The organism is Desulfovibrionales bacterium (assembly GCA_028715605.1).
GTDB lineage: Bacteria > Desulfobacterota > QYQD01 > QYQD01 > QYQD01 > QYQD01.
Map to the genome: position 1 here is coordinate 1 of JAQURM010000022.1, position 16,647 is coordinate 16,647.

Consider the following 16,647-nt stretch of genomic DNA (forward strand, 5'->3'; position numbering starts at 1 on the left):
GATGGCAGAAGAAATGGCGTCTGAGCTTAAAGGGATGGTTACTACAGTGGGCAGGATGGCATCCTTAGAAAATGGGATTAATGTGATGCGCTCCTTCGGCAAACACCTTCTCATACTGGAAGTCATCGCTTTTGTCATCGTGGCCCTTGTAATTCCGATAGGCTCATCCGCCATAGCCCATCTGTACCCTGACCTTAACTGGGCTGTCTTTGAAAATATCGAACAATACCATAAGCATGCTTTTGGTATTGGCAGCGTAACCGGGTTTCTGGTTGCCATTGTGCTGACCTTAAGAGATACTCCCCACTCCTAACCGGCCCGGTCAGATTGAAGCTCCCCGTCCGCCCTTGTGCGGGACTTGGCTGGCAAGCAGCGGGGAATGCGCTTGCTATGCATCTTCAGGAAGAAATTCCTCCCGTAATTCTTTAATCTCTCTCAAGTCCTGGAAAAATCCAACACTCCCTATAGGTTTGTCGGCCTCATAGAGTATCGCACCTGAAATTCGCACCGGTACTGGTTCACCGTTTTTCCCTAGGATAGATGTATGTTCTTCGGTAAAGATATCGTCTCCTCTGTCTTTTTTACCGGAAAAGACATCGGCAATCTTTTGCATTATCTTTTCAGGATAGATGTCATTGGCCTTCTTTGTACTTTTGGCTTCATCCTGGCTGTACCCAAAGATATTTTCCGCGGTAGGATTAAATACTACAATATTCCCCTCGTTATCCGTGGCAATAATTCCCTCGATCCAGCGCTGTATAAGTTTACTTTCGAATTCATATCTCCTTCTTATTTCTTCGGCAACTTCCTTTACCATGGCCTCCAGGTTTTGGGTACAGTCCCGCAACATCCGGTCCATTTCCACTCGTTGTTCGGCCTTTTTTAAGGCTGCAGAAAGGATTTGATCATTCACCGGCTTAGTGACAAAATTAGACGCGCCTAAATAAAGCGATTGCACAGCAGCCTCCATGTTCCCGTGGCCGGTAATAATGATTACCTCGGCAGAGGGTTCGATCTCTTTAATCCTCTTTAAAACCTCTATGCCATCCAATTCAGGCATTTTTAGATCGGTCAGCACTATCGGAAAGCGGCCTTCCCGAAACAGGTCCAGGCCCTGCCGCCCATCCTCCGCAGTTACCACTTCATATCCATCACTTCTAAGCGACATGCCCAGGATCTTTCTGATACCTTCTTCATCATCGATTAGTAGAAGTTTCGCCATGGCATACCCCTCCCCGATTGAGTTTTTAATGGATATAAACCTGCTTTCAGTTGGAATGAGTATAAGGTAAAGATGGTCTAGGTTCAAGACTAAATTAAACCCCTTATCATTTGCCTACAATCTCTACCTTACCTGTTGCAAGTTTGAACTGAAATGTTATCTTGTCGTTGTAAAATTGATGGTCTTGTAAAAAGTCAATTTCTCACGCAAAGGCGCAAAGACCGCGAAGATAACAATTGTTATCAAAGAAAATTTTGTGTCCTTGGTGGTTTTGCGTGATATTTTGGACCTTTTACGAGTTCATCAAAATTGATAGTTGAAAGTCTGAAACACTATGCCCCAGATTCGGAATTTCAGTATCATTGCCCATATCGATCACGGTAAATCCACTCTGGCCGACCGTCTCATTCAGCACGCCGGCCTGGTCTCGCTGAGGGATTTCCGCGACCAGATGCTGGACACCATGGACATCGAACGGGAACGGGGTATCACCATCAAAAGCCAGACCGTTACGCTTCCTTACACCAGCCGGAAGGGAGAAGAGTTTGAACTCAACCTTATTGATACGCCGGGGCATGTGGATTTCTCCTATGAGGTGTCGCGGGCTCTGGCCTCCTGTGAAGGGGTGCTCCTTTTGGTAGATGCCTCCCAGGGCGTGGAGGCGCAGACCCTGGCCAATCTCTACGCGGCCATGGAGCACAACCTGGTTATCATTCCGGTGATCAACAAGATCGATCTCCCTTCCGCTGATATAGAGCGAACTAAGGAGCAGATAGAAAACGAGCTGGGACTGGATGCAGATAAGGTTATTCTTTGCTCAGCCAAAGAGGGGATAGGGATTGAAGATGTTCTCGAAGCCATTGTGGAACAGATCCCGCCTCCTTCCGGGAGTAGAGAAAAGCCGCTTTCCGCGCTCATATTCGACGCCCATTACGATCCCTTCCGGGGCGCTGTTATCAACTGCCGGGTGTTTGACGGGGCAATCCGGTCCGGTGATGTTATTCGCTTTATGTCCAATGGAGCCGCGTACAAGGTAGAAGAAGTGGGCATTTCCCGGATTGTCCAGGAACGGAGAAAGGAACTTTCTGCCGGCTCGGTCGGGTATATCATCTCCGGGATAAAGACCGTAGGCGATACCCGGGTTGGGGATACCATCACCCTGGATGCCCATCCGGCTCCCCATCCGCTCCCCGGGTTCAAGGAGGCCAAGCCGGTCGTCTTTTCCTCCATATACCCGATCTCCTCTGATGATTATCCTTCCCTGGTGGATGCGCTGGCCAAGTATAAGCTGAACGACGCTGCTCTGGTGTATGAAAAGGACTCTTCCGCCGCCCTCGGCCAGGGATTTCGCTGTGGCTTTCTGGGCCTGCTCCACCTGGAAATCGTGCAGGAGCGCCTTGAGAGAGAATTTGGTCAGTCTATTATCATGACGGCGCCGAGCGTCCGATACCGGTTTACCTTGGCGGACGATTCCATAATCACGGTCGATAATCCCCAGTATTACCCTGAACCTACCCAGATCAAAAAGGGGGAGGAACCTTTTATCAAGGCGGGCATCCTTATTCCGGAACGTTATGTCGGCGCGGTGATGCAATTATGCAGGGAACGCCGGGGCGTCAATTCCCGCTTCAGCTATCCCACGGCCGGGCGGGTGGAAATCACCTTCGACATGCCTCTCGGTGAGATCGTTTTTGACTTCTACGATAAGCTCAAGACCGTAACGCAGGGATACGGTTCGTTTGATTATGAAATTATAGATTATAGGGAGAGCGATCTGGTAAAGCTCGATATCCTGGTAAACCACGAGAAGGTAGACGCCCTTTCCATGATCGTCCATCGCGAACGGGCCAGGGAGATGGGTGTGCGGGCCTGTGAACGGCTCAGGGAAGAGATTCCCCGGCATCAGTTCAAGATAGCCATCCAGGGCGCTATCGGCGGTACAATCATCTCCCGTTCCACCATCTCCGCCTTCCGGAAGGATGTCACCGCCAAATGCTATGGAGGGGATATTACCCGGAAGAGAAAACTCCTGGAAAAGCAGAAAGAGGGCAAGAAACGCATGAAGATGGTCGGCTCGGTTATGATCCCCCAAGGCGCCTTTGTAGCCGTATTAAAGAGCGAAAATGAGTGATGAACATACATAGCGAGCGAATACGATGCATCTTACCTTGCATACGGAGATTTCCCGTAGCTTACTGCGGGGAGCTTCAATTCTTGCAGGCCTTTTTTCTTCGGTTATCTTCATGCGGTTTGTTAAAACCTTACTTTCTTGTAAAAGATCGTCTTCAATACTTCCGCTGAGATAACATAGAGCACAACGATTATGCCCATCAGCAAAAGGAATGAAACGGGCAGCGGCGTGAATCCAAATATCTTCGCAAACGGAGTGAAAGGCAAGATAAGGGTGATGCCAATAACGAGCCACGTGGCCAGAAGGAGGTGTTTGCCAGGCTTACTCTTTAAAAAAGGCCTGCGACTGCGAACAACGAGCACTATTACCGAGGCTGAAACAACAGACTCCAGAAACCAGCCGGTTCTGAACTGATCCGTAGTGGCATGCAGGACGAACAGCAGTACCCCAAAGGTAAGGTAATCAAATACCGAACTCAGCGAACCAAAAGTAATCATAAAATTACGGATGAATTTAATATCCCATCGCCGGGGCCTATCCATCATCTCGCTGTCCACGCTATCGGTAGCGATGGCCATTTCGGGGAAATCAGTCATTAAATTGGTAAGCAGGATTTGTTTGGGCAGCAAGGGGAGAAAGGGCAGAAATAGTGATGCCCCGGCCATACTGAACATGTTGCCAAAATTGGCGCTGGTGGCCATGAAGACGTACTTGAGGGTATTGGCAAAGGTCTTTCTCCCCTCGCGGACACCCTGGGCCAGGATGCCGAGGTCCTTTTCGAGCAGCACAATATCCGCCGCCTCTTTGGCCACATCCACGGCCGTATCCATGGAGATGCCAACGTCCGCGGTATGGAGCGCCGAGGCATCATTGATCCCGTCTCCCATATACCCCACGACATTCCCGGCCTTTCTCAGGGCCAGGATTATGCGCTCCTTCTGATTGGGCTCGACTTCTGCAAAGACATCTATGTCACTTACCCGGTTGAGAAGGGCCTCGTCGCTCATCTCACGCAGGTCCTGACCGGTAAGGATTTCTGGATTTGACAAGCCCACCTGTTCACTGATACTGGCCGCCACCAGTTGGTTATCGCCGGTAACCATCTTGAGTAGAACGCCGAGATCTTTCAGATGGTCGATGGTCTCGACGGTTCCGGGTTTGGGCGGATCAAAGAGAACCAGAAACCCTAAAAGGGTCATGGCCGTTTCATGTTCCCTGGTAATGGTAAGATCAGAACCTACATTGCGGTAAGCAATTCCCAGAACCCGGAATCCTTTGGCGCTAAGCCCCTCGAAGAGCTGCTGAATCTGCCCCTGCCTGTCTCCTAACTCTACAATCCCTTTGCCGGAAGTTTCCACTGATGAGCATACCGCAAGCACATTCTTGAATGCGCCCTTGGTAACCATCAGATGTACGCCGTCTTTGGCCACCAGGATGCTCAGGCGCTTACGGATGAAGTCATAAGGGACTTCGTCCAGTTTCTGGTAGCCGGATACCTCGAACCGGCGATAGGTGCGGATAGCCTCATCGATGGGATTTACAAAGCCGGTCTGATGAATAGCGTTGAGATAGGCATAGAAGAGCGCCTTCTCGCTTTCATTGCCTTCGACATCAAGCGCAGAGCTTAACCTCACCACCCCTTCCGTGAGGGTACCGGTTTTATCGGAACAGAGGACGTTCATGCTGCCAAAGTTTTCAATGGAGGCCAGGCGCTTTACGATCACCTTCTGGGAGGCCATGCGCCTGGCGCCGTGGGCGAGGTTGACGCTGATAATGGCCGGCAGGAGTTGAGGCGTCAGGCCGACCGCAAGGGCCAGGGAAAAAAGAAAGGAATCCAACACCGGCCGCGCCAGATAGACGTTGATAGCAAAGATGGCGATCACCAGCACCAGCGTAATCTCTACAAGAAAATACCCGAATCGCCGGACGCCACGCTCGAATTCCGTCTCCGGCGGCCGTAGTTTCAGGCGTTCGGAAATTTTACCGAATTCAGTGGCCTGGCCGGTGTGCACAACCACTGCCTTCGCCGTCCCGCTTACCACATGGGTTCCCATGAAAAGTGTATTAGTCGCATGGCCGGGTGACGTATCTGATGGTAATGGACCGGTAGCTTTTTCCACCGGATAGGTCTCACCGGTCAGAGTGGCCTCATCCACAAAAAGATCCTTGGATTCAAGGATAATACCGTCTCCCGGGATAATATCGCCGGCTGTGAGGAGAAGAATATCACCGGGCACGATCCCATCAACCGGGATCTCTTCCTCCCGGCCATCCCGAAGCACCCTTGTTTTTATCTTGACGATGGCCAGTAGATTCTCCACCGCATGGGCTGCCCCCCGTTCCTGCCAGAATCCAAGGAAAGCGCTTATAGCGATGATTGTCAGGATAATGAAGGCATCTGTGGGATCACGCAGAAATATCGACAATCCGGCGGCAAAAAGAAGGATGAGGGTGATCGGACTCTTGAACTGGGCCAGGAGGAGTGAGAATTCTTTTATTCTCTTTTGTGGACGCAGGAGGTTCGGTCCGTAGGTCTGGAGACGCTGCCGGGCTTCGTCGTCCGTCAGGCCGTGCGGCGTGGTTTGTAATTGCCCGAAAAGCTCGGCAACCGGCATGGTCGAAAATAGTTTCAATTTCTGATCCGGGATAGCACAATAGGCAGTTAATGTTATGACTGAAGTATATCAGAGCCGGCGGGCAAAGTTAAGCAAAAACAAGGCGGACTCTGCGGCTTCTTTTTTATAGAATATCTTAGGGATTTGGTTAATAATACGACGGAAGAGTTGCCGGAGATAAGAGGTGGATGATTGAAGTTTTGTGATATGCAATGTGAATATGCGTCCTGGCCTAAAGATGAGGCCGTGGATGGGGCCGGTTCATGCCGTACTTTTCAGGCCATTTATTGTGAAAAGAAAAAGGGGCTTGTCCATAAAAATCTTCCCTGCCCTGAGAAAATCCAGCGAAGTAAGCCTGACGAATTCGCAAAAAACCCTTTTTACCGCTGAGCACGCAGAGCCCGCAGAGAAAAACTTTGCCACCAAGTCACCAAGACACAAAGGAATAATCTTAGTCTTAGTGGCTTGGTGTCTTAGTGGCTGCATAGTTACAGATTCCTTTAATATGTTATCTCAGCGTTCTCGGCGACCTCTGCGGTAAGTGAAAAGATACTCAGCCAACGCCTCCGGCCAGGGCCTGAGAGACTGACCGGTAATGGCGATATAACGGCTATTATCGAGTGCAGAGAAGTGAGGCCGCTTCGCCGGGCGACTTAACCCGGCAGTTTTTATGGCCGCAATGGAGACATCCTTTTTGCCGGCAATTTTCAATATCTCTCTGGCAAATTCATACCAGGAGCAGATGCCGCTATTGGTTACATGGATGATGCCGGTTAATTCTTTTTGCACCAGCCTGCCGATAGCCCCGGCCAAGTCAGAGGTATAAGTAGGAGACCCGAACTGGTCATCGACCACGGTAAGTGTCTTCTTTTTTTTTGCCAGGCGAAGGATGGTATCCACAAAATTAGAGCCGTTCCGGCCATAGAGCCAGGATGCGCGAATAACCATGGAACCTTCGATTTTCAAGGCGTATTCTTCGCCCTTTAATTTTGACCGGCCATAAACATTGATGGGGTTAGGTGTGTCTTCCTCCCGGTAAGGCGCGCCCTTTGTCCCGTCGAAGACATAGTCGGTGCTGATCTGGATAAGGCGGCTATTGACTGTCCGGCAGGCGGCGGCGATATGTTTTACCGCCTCGCCATTGACGGAAAACGCCTTATCCGGCCAGCTCTCGCAGTCATCTACCTTAGTAAATGCCGCGCAGTTTATGACCACATCAGGCTTTATAGCGGTAATATCTGCCCGGCAGGCCACGGGGTCGGTTATATCCCAGTCATTACGGGTGCGCGGTAGTACATGGTGAGCATCGGCCAAAACTCTGACGACATCGGCGCCAAGCATGCCGGCAGCGCCGAGGACCATAATCTTCACTGCTTCTTGCCTTCTGCCAGCCTCTGGCCGTACATCTTCCGGTAATACTGTCTGTACCTGCCGCTCTTGACCCTGCGCCACCATTTTTCATTTCGCCGGTACCAGTCTATGGTGATTTCCAGACCCTTTTCAAAGGTGACCGCGGGGCTCCACTTCAGCTGGCGTCTGATTTTTTCTATGTCCATGGCATAGCGCCGGTCATGTCCGGGGCGATCATCAACAAAAGTGACCAGGGACTCGGATTTTCCGAGTAAACGGAGGATAGTTTTTACCACATCAATATTTTTTCGTTCCGACTCACCGCCGATATTGTAAGTTTCGCCTACTATCCCTCTATGGAGGATGGTATCCAGGGCCGCGCAGTGATCGGTTACGTATATCCAGTCCCGCACGTTCAGTCCGTCGCCATAGACCGGCAGCGGTTTATCTTCCAGGGCATTGGTAATCATAAGAGGGATGAGTTTTTCCGGGAACTGGTAAGGGCCGTAGTTATTTGAGCAGCGGGTGATTATGGCCGGAAGGCCATGGGTTTTAGCGGTTGCCCGCACCAGGAGGTCAGATGCGGCCTTGGAGGCGGCATAAGGGCTATTGGGGGCAAGCGGGGTGGTTTCCATAAAACGGTCCTTATCGCCGAGGCTTCCATAGACCTCATCCGTGGAGACATGGATAAACCGGTCGATTTTTGCCTGCCTGCCGGCATCCAGGAGCACCTGTGTGCCGGCTACGTTGGTCTGTATGAAGGGCTGGGCATTGGTTATAGAACGGTCAACGTGGCTTTCAGCCGCAAAGTGTACAATCCGGTCTACCCCGCGGAGAGCTTTTTTGACGGCATTTACGTCCTCGATGCGGCCATGGATGAATTTATAGCGAGGGTCGTTTTCAAACTCCCTTAGGTTTTCCGGATTACCCGCATAGGTCAGTGCGTCCAGGTTAATGATGCGATAATCATAACGCTCAAGGAGGTAATGAATAAAATTACTTGCGATAAATCCGCAGCCACCGGTTATTAATATATGCATGATCTTTACTCGTCCATTTTGAAAGGGGATAAAGCGCTTGCCTCGTGGCGTATCTCGTCCACTTTTTGTGTACGCCCCGGACCGGCATAAAGCCGATTGGGGAAGTTCAATACCTGTCCATCTATATTTCCAATATTTTTATATCCGTGTACTACGCCGGGAGGGACAATGACTATCTTTGGATTATCTTCACCGGCGAGTATGACCTGCCTGACGTTGACCGTGGGGGATTCCTTGCGGTTATCCCAGAGGACGACCTTAAAATTGCCCGGCCCCAGAAAACAGAAATAGTCTGTTTGTTCTATATGTTCGTGCGGCCCGCGCGCAACGCCGGGCAGGGTAATAGAGACATAGGCCATGGCCGGCTGAATCTCTGAAGGTACTTCGTCGTGGCGAAAACACTCTACCAGCCAGCCGCGCTCATCTGCATGCCTTTTAATATCCTTTACTATGATACCCTGGATAATCCCATTTTTAAACTGCGCCATCTCTCATCCACCTTCTATCTTCTGACTCCTGTCTCCTGTATTCTGAATCTCATACCTCTACCAGTGACTGGTCACCCACCATGAGGCGCAGGGCCTTGTGCCGGGTCTGATTTTTGATAATCTTTGCTTCCCGGCCCAGGATACTGTCTTCCAGGCGCGGGACGCCTTCAATAATGACCTGGGAAAGAATAACGGAATGCTCGATAACCGAATTGGTGATATGGGTTCCTTCGCCTATACTTGTATAAGGACCGATAAAGGAATCGACAATCTCGACCCCCGGCCCTATTATGACCGGCCCGCGTATGATGCTGTTTATTACCCTGGCCGTGGTATCGACATGGACGCGACCTGAGACTTCACTTTTTTCATCGACAAAACCATCGACCCGGCGTTTAACGTAGTCATCGAGTACGGTCGTATTCGCGGCCAGAAAATCGTCTTTTTTGCCGGTGTCGAGCCACCAGCAGTCAAGGACCTCTCCTTCCACCCGCGCGTCCATGTGGATGAGTTCCTGTATGGCATCGGTTATCTCCAACTCACCGCGCCAGGAAGGCTGGATACGGCCGATAGCCTCGTGTATGCGCGGGGAAAAGAGATAGACGCCCACCAGGGCCAGGTCGGAGGGAGGGTTTTTGGGTTTTTCAATGAGTTTTTTAATGCGTCCCTTACCGTTGAGCACGGCCACGCCAAAGGCCCTCGGATTAGGTACCTTTTTCAGAAACAGGAGGGCATCGGATGCCGTTTTTCGAAACTTGTCCAGGGCCTCTTTTATGCCCTTGCCGAGGAGGTTATCTCCCAGATACATGACAAAAGGCGAGTCCTTAAGGAATTTTTGCGCTGTTTTTACGGCATGGGCCAGACCCAGAGGTTCTTTTTGGAGAATATAGGTAATCTTCACGTCCCATTTTTCTCCATGGCCCAGATAGGCCCTTACCTCTGCCTGGGTTTCGGGGGCCACGATAACCCCAATATCTCTTATGCCGGCCTCCTTAATATGTTCAAAGACATAGCCCAGTATGGGTTTATTGGCCACGGGCACAAGCTGCTTGGCCATGGTGTGCGTCAACGGCCGCAGCCTGGTTCCCTTACCACCGGAAAGGATCAGGGCCTTGATGTTTTTTACGCCTCGGCGCATCTTCGACATACCCTCCTCGGTTGTTTTACAGCATTCAGCTATCAGCGTTCAGCTTAAGATGCTGTTTCTCGTATCCTTTTGCTGACGGCTGACAGCTGATTGCTGAAAGCTTGAATCCGGCCTTAGGCCGACCGTAGGCCGGAAACTTCTGTTTCCGGATGAACACTAAATAGTCTCACGGCCTGAGATTATACATTAATTGAAATAAAAAAATAACCTCATTTTTTAAAATCGGCACTTAGGGGTTTTCAGTAAAGGGCAAATACATTGCCATACAGGATGATTTATGCTAGTTTTCCTCCATGATCGAGAGACCGGAAAAGAAGGTTTTAACCGTTTCCGCCTTAACACAGTCAATTAAGTTTCTGGTTGAGGCCAACTTCCCCTTTGTCTGGGTAGAAGGTGAAATATCAAACCTGCGAGAGATCTCGTCCGGTACCACGTATTTCACCTTAAAGGACGAAACTGCCCAGATAAGTGTGGTGCTTTTCAAGATCAACAGACGCTATCTTCGTTTTCAACCGGAAGACGGGATGTATGTGGTCTGCCAGGGACGCGTTAGCGTTTACGAGGCTCGCGGGGAATATCAGCTCATCATTGACCACATGGAGCCAAGAGGGGTCGGCGCCTTGCAGCAGGCCTTTCTCCAGCTCAAGGAAAGGCTGGAAAAGGAAGGCCTTTTTGCCGCAGAGCGGAAAAAGAAACTGCCGTTACTTCCTGACCGTATAGCCGTCATAAGCTCGATTACCGGCGCGGCCCTCTATGACTTTCTGCGCACGGCCTGCGCCCGTTTCGCCAATGTGAGTATTCTCGTATATCCCGCCCGCATGCAGGGTGAAGGGGCGGCGAAGGAGATGGCCGAGGCCATTTTGGGCCTTAATAGGTTGAAGGGCATAGATGTCATAGTACTGGCTCGCGGCGGCGGGTCGTTTGAGGACCTCTGGGCCTTTAATGAGGAGATCCTGGCCAGGGCCATTTCTGCCTCGAAAATTCCGGTAGTCTCTGCCGTGGGACATGAGATTGACTTTACTATAGCCGATTTTGTGGCCGATGTCCGGGCGGCTACCCCTACGGCTGCGGCCGAACTTGTCGTCCCCAGAAAGGATGATTTAAGTTATAAGATTGACATGCTGCAACTCCGGCTTACCAGGGCGGCGGGGAGAGAACACGCCCTTTTTAAAGAAAGGCTGGCCCATTTTATAACGAGACTGGCCAGGGTAAGAAGCCGCATTCAGGACGGCCGCCTGAAGGTAGATACCTTCTACCTGGAGATGAGGCATAATCTTTTAAGTCAGATACAAGGCCTGCGCCGCTTGCTTGACAGCTATTCCCTTCGCCTTGGGGAGCGCCATCCACGTGAACAGGTACGGACGGCCCGGTTTAAAGTGGATGTCTTAAAAAGAGAATTAGAGGTAAAAACAGGGCAGCATCTGGCACAACAGGGCGCCTCTTTTCGGGAACTCGCGACCCGTCTGGAAGGCGCTAACCCTATGGCCATTCTTGGCCGGGGTTACAGTATAACCGAATTATGGCCGGATGGAAAAATCCTGCGCGATACAAAAGACGTAGCCATTGATTCCCCGGTCAGGGTGAGGCTTTCTAAGGGAAAGTTGTTTTGCCGGGTGGAAAAGGTTACGGAATGAAGACGCTTATTTTTGACGGCTTCGTAAAAAGTCAAAATTACCGCAGAGGTCGCCGAGAACGCCGAGATAACATGTTAAACAGTTTAAAGTTTTTCTCTGCGGGCTCTGCGTGCTCAGCGGTGGAAAAAATTTCTTACCAATTGATCATCTTTGTTTTCTATTTTTTCCTGACGATTGGTTTTCCGGGAACGGCTTCCTGTGCCGATGAACGTCCCGCCTGGACTCTCCATCCGGCTAAACTGGCCATAGGGCAGGTAGGTCTCTTTTCTATTAGCGACGTACCCGCTACCCGAATGACCGCCACCTTTCTTAATCGTCCGGTTTATTTTCACCCCGCTTCGGGAAGTCTGGCGGCCTTACTACCGGTGGACATATCCACACCGCCGGGGAAATATCCGCTCACCATCGAGTATGAGCACATCCACCACGGCACAAAGAAGGTGATAACCATCCAGGTGGAGGTGCACCCCTATGAGTTTCCTGTAGAGGAACTTACTCTGCCTGAAAAGATGGTTACGTTTCCAGAGGAAATACTTAAGCGCATACAAGATGAAAAGGAGGCCGTAGATGCGGTTTTTGAGGAAACCAACATGTCTCTGCTCTGGAACGGAGGTTTTATTAAACCCGTGGAGGGCGATATAGTCGGTTTATTTGGCAGCAGGCGCATCTTAAACGGCGAGGAGCGTAGTCGCCATATGGGTGTTGATATCCGGGGAAAAGAGGGGACGCCGATCCGTTGTGCGAATAGTGGACGTGTAGCCCTGGCCAGCGATTTTTATCTCCTGGGCAGTACGGTTATTTTGAATCATGGCCAGGGGGTGTTTACTATATACTGTCACCTCTCAAAAGCGGCGGTGAAAGAAGGGCAGCAGGTGGCTAAAGGAGAGTCACTTGGTGAAATAGGGGCTACAGGAAGGGCTACCGGGCCGCATCTGCACTGGGGCGCGGTTATTTGTGGCGCAAGGGTGGACCCGCTGTCCCTTATCGAGGCCACGGCTATGGTTGCAGAAATGAGAAATTCAAAAGCGAATTAGCTCCGCCGCAGTTTGGGACATTCTTAATTTTGTCTCACTTTGTATTTTGAAAATGCCGCCAAAGCCCGGACCAAATCCCCCCTCGCCCCCCTTTCCGAAGGGGGGGGGAATACGTTTCCCCCTTTGAAAAAGGGGGATTAAGGGGGATTTTTGAGGCGCTGTTTTCTGGACGACTAGCTCTTTTCAAACAGCTAAAGTGTTACTTAATTTTGAAAATTAGAATTTGTTTCGAGTTTCGATATTCGAATTTCGGATTTGATAGATTGGGGGGATCCCATGGGCAAGGAAAACTTTGAAGAGGCCATGCAGAAGTTAGAAGAGATCGTCCGGGCGCTGGAGGCCGGCGATCTATCTCTCGAAGAATCGTTGAAAAAATTTGAAGAAGGGGTTAAGCTCTCACAGTTTTGTCTCCGTAAACTTGACGAAGCAGAGAAGAAGATTGAACTTCTGGTAAAAGGCGAAGGCGGTAAGTTATTGACCAGGCCCTTTGATCCGGAAGGGAATATGTAAGTGGATTTAAAGACCTATATTGCTGAGCGCAGGGCGTTGGTTGACCAGGCCCTGGACAGGCGCCTGCCGAAGGAAGAAGGTCCGGCCGAGGAGGTTATGCGGGCTATGCGCTACAGCGTCTTTGCCGGGGGCAAACGGGTGCGGCCAATCCTGTGCCTGGCCGCCTGTGAGGCCATGGGCGGAGATATAGAACAGGCTTTAACTGTAGCCTGCGCCCTGGAATGTATTCACACCTATTCGCTCATTCACGATGACCTGCCGGCTATGGACGATGACGACTATCGCCGCGGGGTGCCAACCTGCCACAAGGTCTTTGGAGAGGCCATGGCCATACTGGCCGGTGACGGCCTTCTTACTTTTGCCTTTCAATTAATGTCCGGCGTCTCACATAATGTGGGGAGGCGTAAGTTCAACTCCATCGAGGCCACCCGGGTGATAGCCCGTGCCGCTGGAGTGCACGGTATGGTGGGCGGCCAGGTTGTGGATATGGCCTCCGAAGGCAAAGAGGCGGATGCCGGGACCGTCCGGTACATTCATACGCATAAGACCGCAGCCCTTATCGCCGGTTCGATTCAGGCCGGGGCCTTAATAGCGGGTGGCCGCCGGAATAAGATAGATTCTCTGGGGCGTTATGGAGAGGCCCTGGGACTGGCCTTTCAGGTAATTGATGATATTCTGGATATCGAGGGTGATCCAAAAGAGATGGGTAAGGCTACGGGTAGTGATATAAGAAAAAAGAAGGCTACCTATCCATCTGTTTATGGGCTTGAGGAATCCAGGGTCATAGCCAAAAAGCTTATTGAAGAGGCTATAGGCAGCCTGCGTGGGTTTGGGGCCGAGGCCGAGCCCCTTCGGGCCATAGCCCACTATATTTTAGATAGAAAAAAGTGATGATTTCGTAAGAAATCCAAAATATCACGCAAAGCCGCCAAGGACGCAAAAAGAATAAAATTTGGAACTCAGGAACTCATGAAGAAAAATACTGTTCTATTCTTGATTTTCTTGATTTCCAGATTTTCATTTTGTCTTCGCGGTCTTTGCGCCTTTGCGTGAGAAATTGACTTTTTACGAAGCCGTCAAGGGTAGGTGGGAGAGATGGCGGTAGCACAGAGGATGGATTTGAAGCAAGGTGTCTCTCAAGAGCGGATAAAAACACTCTCCGCTAAAGGCCGGCCGATCGACGATGAAAAGGAGGCGGAAGTGATTCTATCTCCGATACTCCCTCGCATTAACAGTCCGGCAGACATGAAGTCCCTCAACGCGAATCAACTAATCCTTCTGGCCCAGGAGATAAGGGAAGAGATAATCCGAACGGTCTCCAGGAATGGCGGCCACCTGGCCTCAAGTCTTGGGACTGTGGAGCTGGCCGTCGCCCTGCATTATGTCTTTGACACCCCGCGCGACAAGATCATCTGGGATGTGGGCCATCAGGCCTATGCCCACAAGCTCCTCACCGGCCGCCGGGACCGGTTTTGCACCCTGCGCCAGGATGGAGGGATCAGCGGCTTTCTCAAGCGGGCCGAAAGCGTTTATGATACATTTGATGCCGGTCATAGCAGCACCTCCATTTCGGCGGCGTTAGGCATCACAGCAGCTAAATGCTTCAAGGGAGAAAAGGCCAGGGTTATCGCCGTTATCGGCGATGGGTCTATGACCGCCGGGCTGGCCTTCGAAGGATTGAATCAGACCGGCCACCTGGATAAGAACCTGATAGTTATCCTGAATGATAATGAGATGTCGATATCCAAAAATGTCGGGGCACTCTCCGCGTATCTCAGCCGCAAACTCACCGGACGCACCGTGGTACGGTTTAAAAAAGACGTGGAGCGGAGGCTGAAATCGCTGTCCGGGGTGGGAGAGAACATAATCCATGTCCTTAAAAAGGTGGAGGACTCGTTCAAGGGCTTTTTCACGCCGGGGATGCTCTTTGAGGCCCTGAGGTTTGAATACATCGGCCCCATTTCCGGTCATGATTTTGGAGAACTCATTCCGATTTTACGCAACCTGGAACATCTTGAGGGGCCGGTGCTGGTGCATGTATTGACGAAAAAAGGCAAGGGGTACAAACCGGCCGAGGAGAGGCCGGACCTTTACCATGGTGTGGGGCCGTTTGATATTGAGACCGGGGAAATTCAAGTCAATCTCAACTGTCCTATGAGTTATACCAAGGTCTTTGGAAATACGCTCATAAGACTGGCGTCTGAAGATAAAAAAATTGTGGCTATTACTGCGGCCATGCCGGAGGGAACCGGGCTGAATGATTTCTCCGAGAAATTTCCTGAGAGATTTTTTGATGTGGGTATCGCTGAACAGCATGCCGTGACTTTTGCGGCCGGATTGGCTTCTGAGGGCCTGTCGCCGGTTGTGGCTATCTATTCCACTTTTCTGCAAAGGGCCTATGACCAGATAGCCCATGACGTTTGCCTTTCCAGGTTACCGGTAACTTTTGCCCTGGACCGGGGTGGAATTGTAGGCGAAGACGGGCCTACTCATCATGGGCTCTTCGACTTTGCCTACCTGCGGCACCTGCCTAACATGATAGTTATGGCCCCTAAGGATGAGAATGAACTCCAGCATATGCTTTATACTGCCGTTAAACATCCGGGTCCGGCTGCCGTGCGCTACCCGCGGGGAGGCGGTGAAGGCATTCCCCTGGATCAGTGTCTGAAGGTCATGCCGATCGGCAAGGCCGAGGTCTTGCGGGAAGGCGATGACCTTTTGATACTGGCTATCGGGGTCACAGTAAATATGGCCGTTCAGGCCGCGCAGTTGCTGGCGGAGTCGGGGATAAGCGCCAGTGTAGTCAACTCCCGGTTTGTAAAACCCCTGGATGAAGACCTTATTGTCTCAAGGGCACAGCAAAGCAAGGCCGTGTTGACCGTAGAAGAACACGTTTTGGATGGCGGATTCGGCAGCGCCATCCTGGAACTATTTGAACGCCGTCATATCCTAAATAAGCCCTTAAAACGAATAGGCATCCCGGATCGTTTTGTGGAGCATGGCAGTCAAAAAAAGCTTCGTGAGAGATATGGTTTGACTGCTGAATCCATAGCCGAGACCGGTTTATCTTTACTGAAAGGCTGATAAGCTAAACGCTGACGGCTGATGGCTGAACGCCTCTCAAAACATCTTCACAAACAGCGGCTGGATAAGATACTTGTGGAGCAAGGTCTGGTTTCGAGCCGGGAGCGGGCCCGGGCCATGATAATGGCGGGATCGGTTCTGATTAATGGAGTCCCGGTAACCAAGGCCGGGGCTATGGTGCCGGTGGATGCTTCTATCTTATTGAAAGAGCCTGACATACCATATGTCAGCCGGGGCGGCCTAAAGTTAGAGGAGGCCATAAAGACCTTTGGTATAGACGTCCAGGGCAAGGTGGCTATTGACGTCGGGGCCTCGACGGGCGGTTTTACGGACTGCCTCCTAAAACATGGGGCTCGGCGGGTCTATGCCATAGACGTGGGATATGGGCAGCT

General features: G+C 51.2%; 15 protein-coding genes. 9 read left to right on the plus strand and 6 right to left on the minus strand.

Annotation, left to right across the window (positions count from 1 at the left end):
- The coding region (locus PHT49_12085) for a hypothetical protein (protein ID MDD5452623.1) at positions 1 to 313 on the plus strand (313 nt) is incomplete at its 5' end.
- A gap of 75 nt (positions 314 to 388) precedes the next feature.
- On the opposite strand, the gene PHT49_12090 is transcribed toward PHT49_12085, so the two are convergent.
- Positions 389 to 1,222, minus strand: coding sequence for a response regulator (locus PHT49_12090; GenBank protein ID MDD5452624.1), 834 nt, complete (start codon positions 1,220 to 1,222; stop codon positions 389 to 391).
- A gap of 334 nt (positions 1,223 to 1,556) precedes the next feature.
- Between PHT49_12090 and lepA the strand changes: the two genes are divergently transcribed.
- Positions 1,557 to 3,353 (plus strand): translation elongation factor 4, encoded by a 1,797-nt coding sequence (lepA, locus tag PHT49_12095; GenBank protein ID MDD5452625.1) that lies wholly within the window; start codon positions 1,557 to 1,559, stop codon positions 3,351 to 3,353.
- A 122-nt stretch (positions 3,354 to 3,475) separates the two neighbouring features.
- Here lepA and mgtA read toward each other — a convergent pair whose 3' ends face one another.
- Positions 3,476 to 5,986: a magnesium-translocating P-type ATPase gene (gene mgtA, locus PHT49_12100; GenBank protein MDD5452626.1), complete on the minus strand. Its 2,511-nt coding sequence runs from the start codon at positions 5,984 to 5,986 to the stop codon at positions 3,476 to 3,478.
- 174 nt (positions 5,987 to 6,160) lie between these two features.
- Between mgtA and PHT49_12105 the strand changes: the two genes are divergently transcribed.
- On the plus strand, positions 6,161 to 6,358 hold the full coding sequence (locus tag PHT49_12105; protein ID MDD5452627.1) for a hypothetical protein: 198 nt from the start codon (positions 6,161 to 6,163) through the stop codon (positions 6,356 to 6,358).
- A 123-nt stretch (positions 6,359 to 6,481) separates the two neighbouring features.
- On the opposite strand, the gene rfbD is transcribed toward PHT49_12105, so the two are convergent.
- From rfbD to PHT49_12125, 4 genes are read right to left on the minus strand one after another with little or no spacing between them, the layout of a single operon-like run.
- Positions 6,482 to 7,330 (minus strand): dTDP-4-dehydrorhamnose reductase, encoded by an 849-nt coding sequence (gene rfbD / locus PHT49_12110; GenBank protein MDD5452628.1) that lies wholly within the window; start codon positions 7,328 to 7,330, stop codon positions 6,482 to 6,484.
- A 5-nt stretch (positions 7,331 to 7,335) separates the two neighbouring features.
- Entirely contained in the window at positions 7,336 to 8,358 is a 1,023-nt protein-coding gene (gene rfbB, locus PHT49_12115) for a dTDP-glucose 4,6-dehydratase (protein ID MDD5452629.1), read from the minus strand.
- 5 nt (positions 8,359 to 8,363) lie between these two features.
- Entirely contained in the window at positions 8,364 to 8,846 is a 483-nt protein-coding gene (locus tag PHT49_12120; protein MDD5452630.1) for a dTDP-4-dehydrorhamnose 3,5-epimerase family protein, read from the minus strand.
- Between the two features lie 49 nt (positions 8,847 to 8,895).
- A complete protein-coding gene (locus tag PHT49_12125; protein ID MDD5452631.1) occupies positions 8,896 to 9,993 on the minus strand; it encodes a glucose-1-phosphate thymidylyltransferase in 1,098 nt (365 codons plus the stop codon).
- 293 nt (positions 9,994 to 10,286) lie between these two features.
- Here PHT49_12125 and xseA point away from each other — a divergent pair, with 293 nt between their 5' ends.
- From xseA to PHT49_12155, 6 genes are all read left to right on the plus strand, one after another.
- On the plus strand, positions 10,287 to 11,627 hold the full coding sequence (gene xseA / locus PHT49_12130; protein ID MDD5452632.1) for an exodeoxyribonuclease VII large subunit: 1,341 nt from the start codon (positions 10,287 to 10,289) through the stop codon (positions 11,625 to 11,627).
- Positions 11,628 to 11,746: 119 nt separating this feature from the next.
- Positions 11,747 to 12,661 carry a M23 family metallopeptidase gene (locus PHT49_12135; protein MDD5452633.1) on the plus strand — a complete coding sequence of 305 codons (915 nt, stop codon included), beginning with the start codon at positions 11,747 to 11,749 and terminating at the stop codon, positions 12,659 to 12,661.
- Between the two features lie 276 nt (positions 12,662 to 12,937).
- Positions 12,938 to 13,171: an exodeoxyribonuclease VII small subunit gene (gene xseB, locus PHT49_12140; protein ID MDD5452634.1), complete on the plus strand. Its 234-nt coding sequence runs from the start codon at positions 12,938 to 12,940 to the stop codon at positions 13,169 to 13,171.
- A complete protein-coding gene (locus PHT49_12145) occupies positions 13,172 to 14,062 on the plus strand; it encodes a polyprenyl synthetase family protein (protein MDD5452635.1) in 891 nt (296 codons plus the stop codon).
- Between the two features lie 204 nt (positions 14,063 to 14,266).
- Positions 14,267 to 16,255 (plus strand): 1-deoxy-D-xylulose-5-phosphate synthase, encoded by a 1,989-nt coding sequence (gene dxs / locus PHT49_12150; protein MDD5452636.1) that lies wholly within the window; start codon positions 14,267 to 14,269, stop codon positions 16,253 to 16,255.
- A gap of 21 nt (positions 16,256 to 16,276) precedes the next feature.
- A partial coding sequence (locus PHT49_12155) for a S4 domain-containing protein (GenBank protein ID MDD5452637.1) occupies positions 16,277 to 16,647 on the plus strand: 371 nt, incomplete at its 3' end.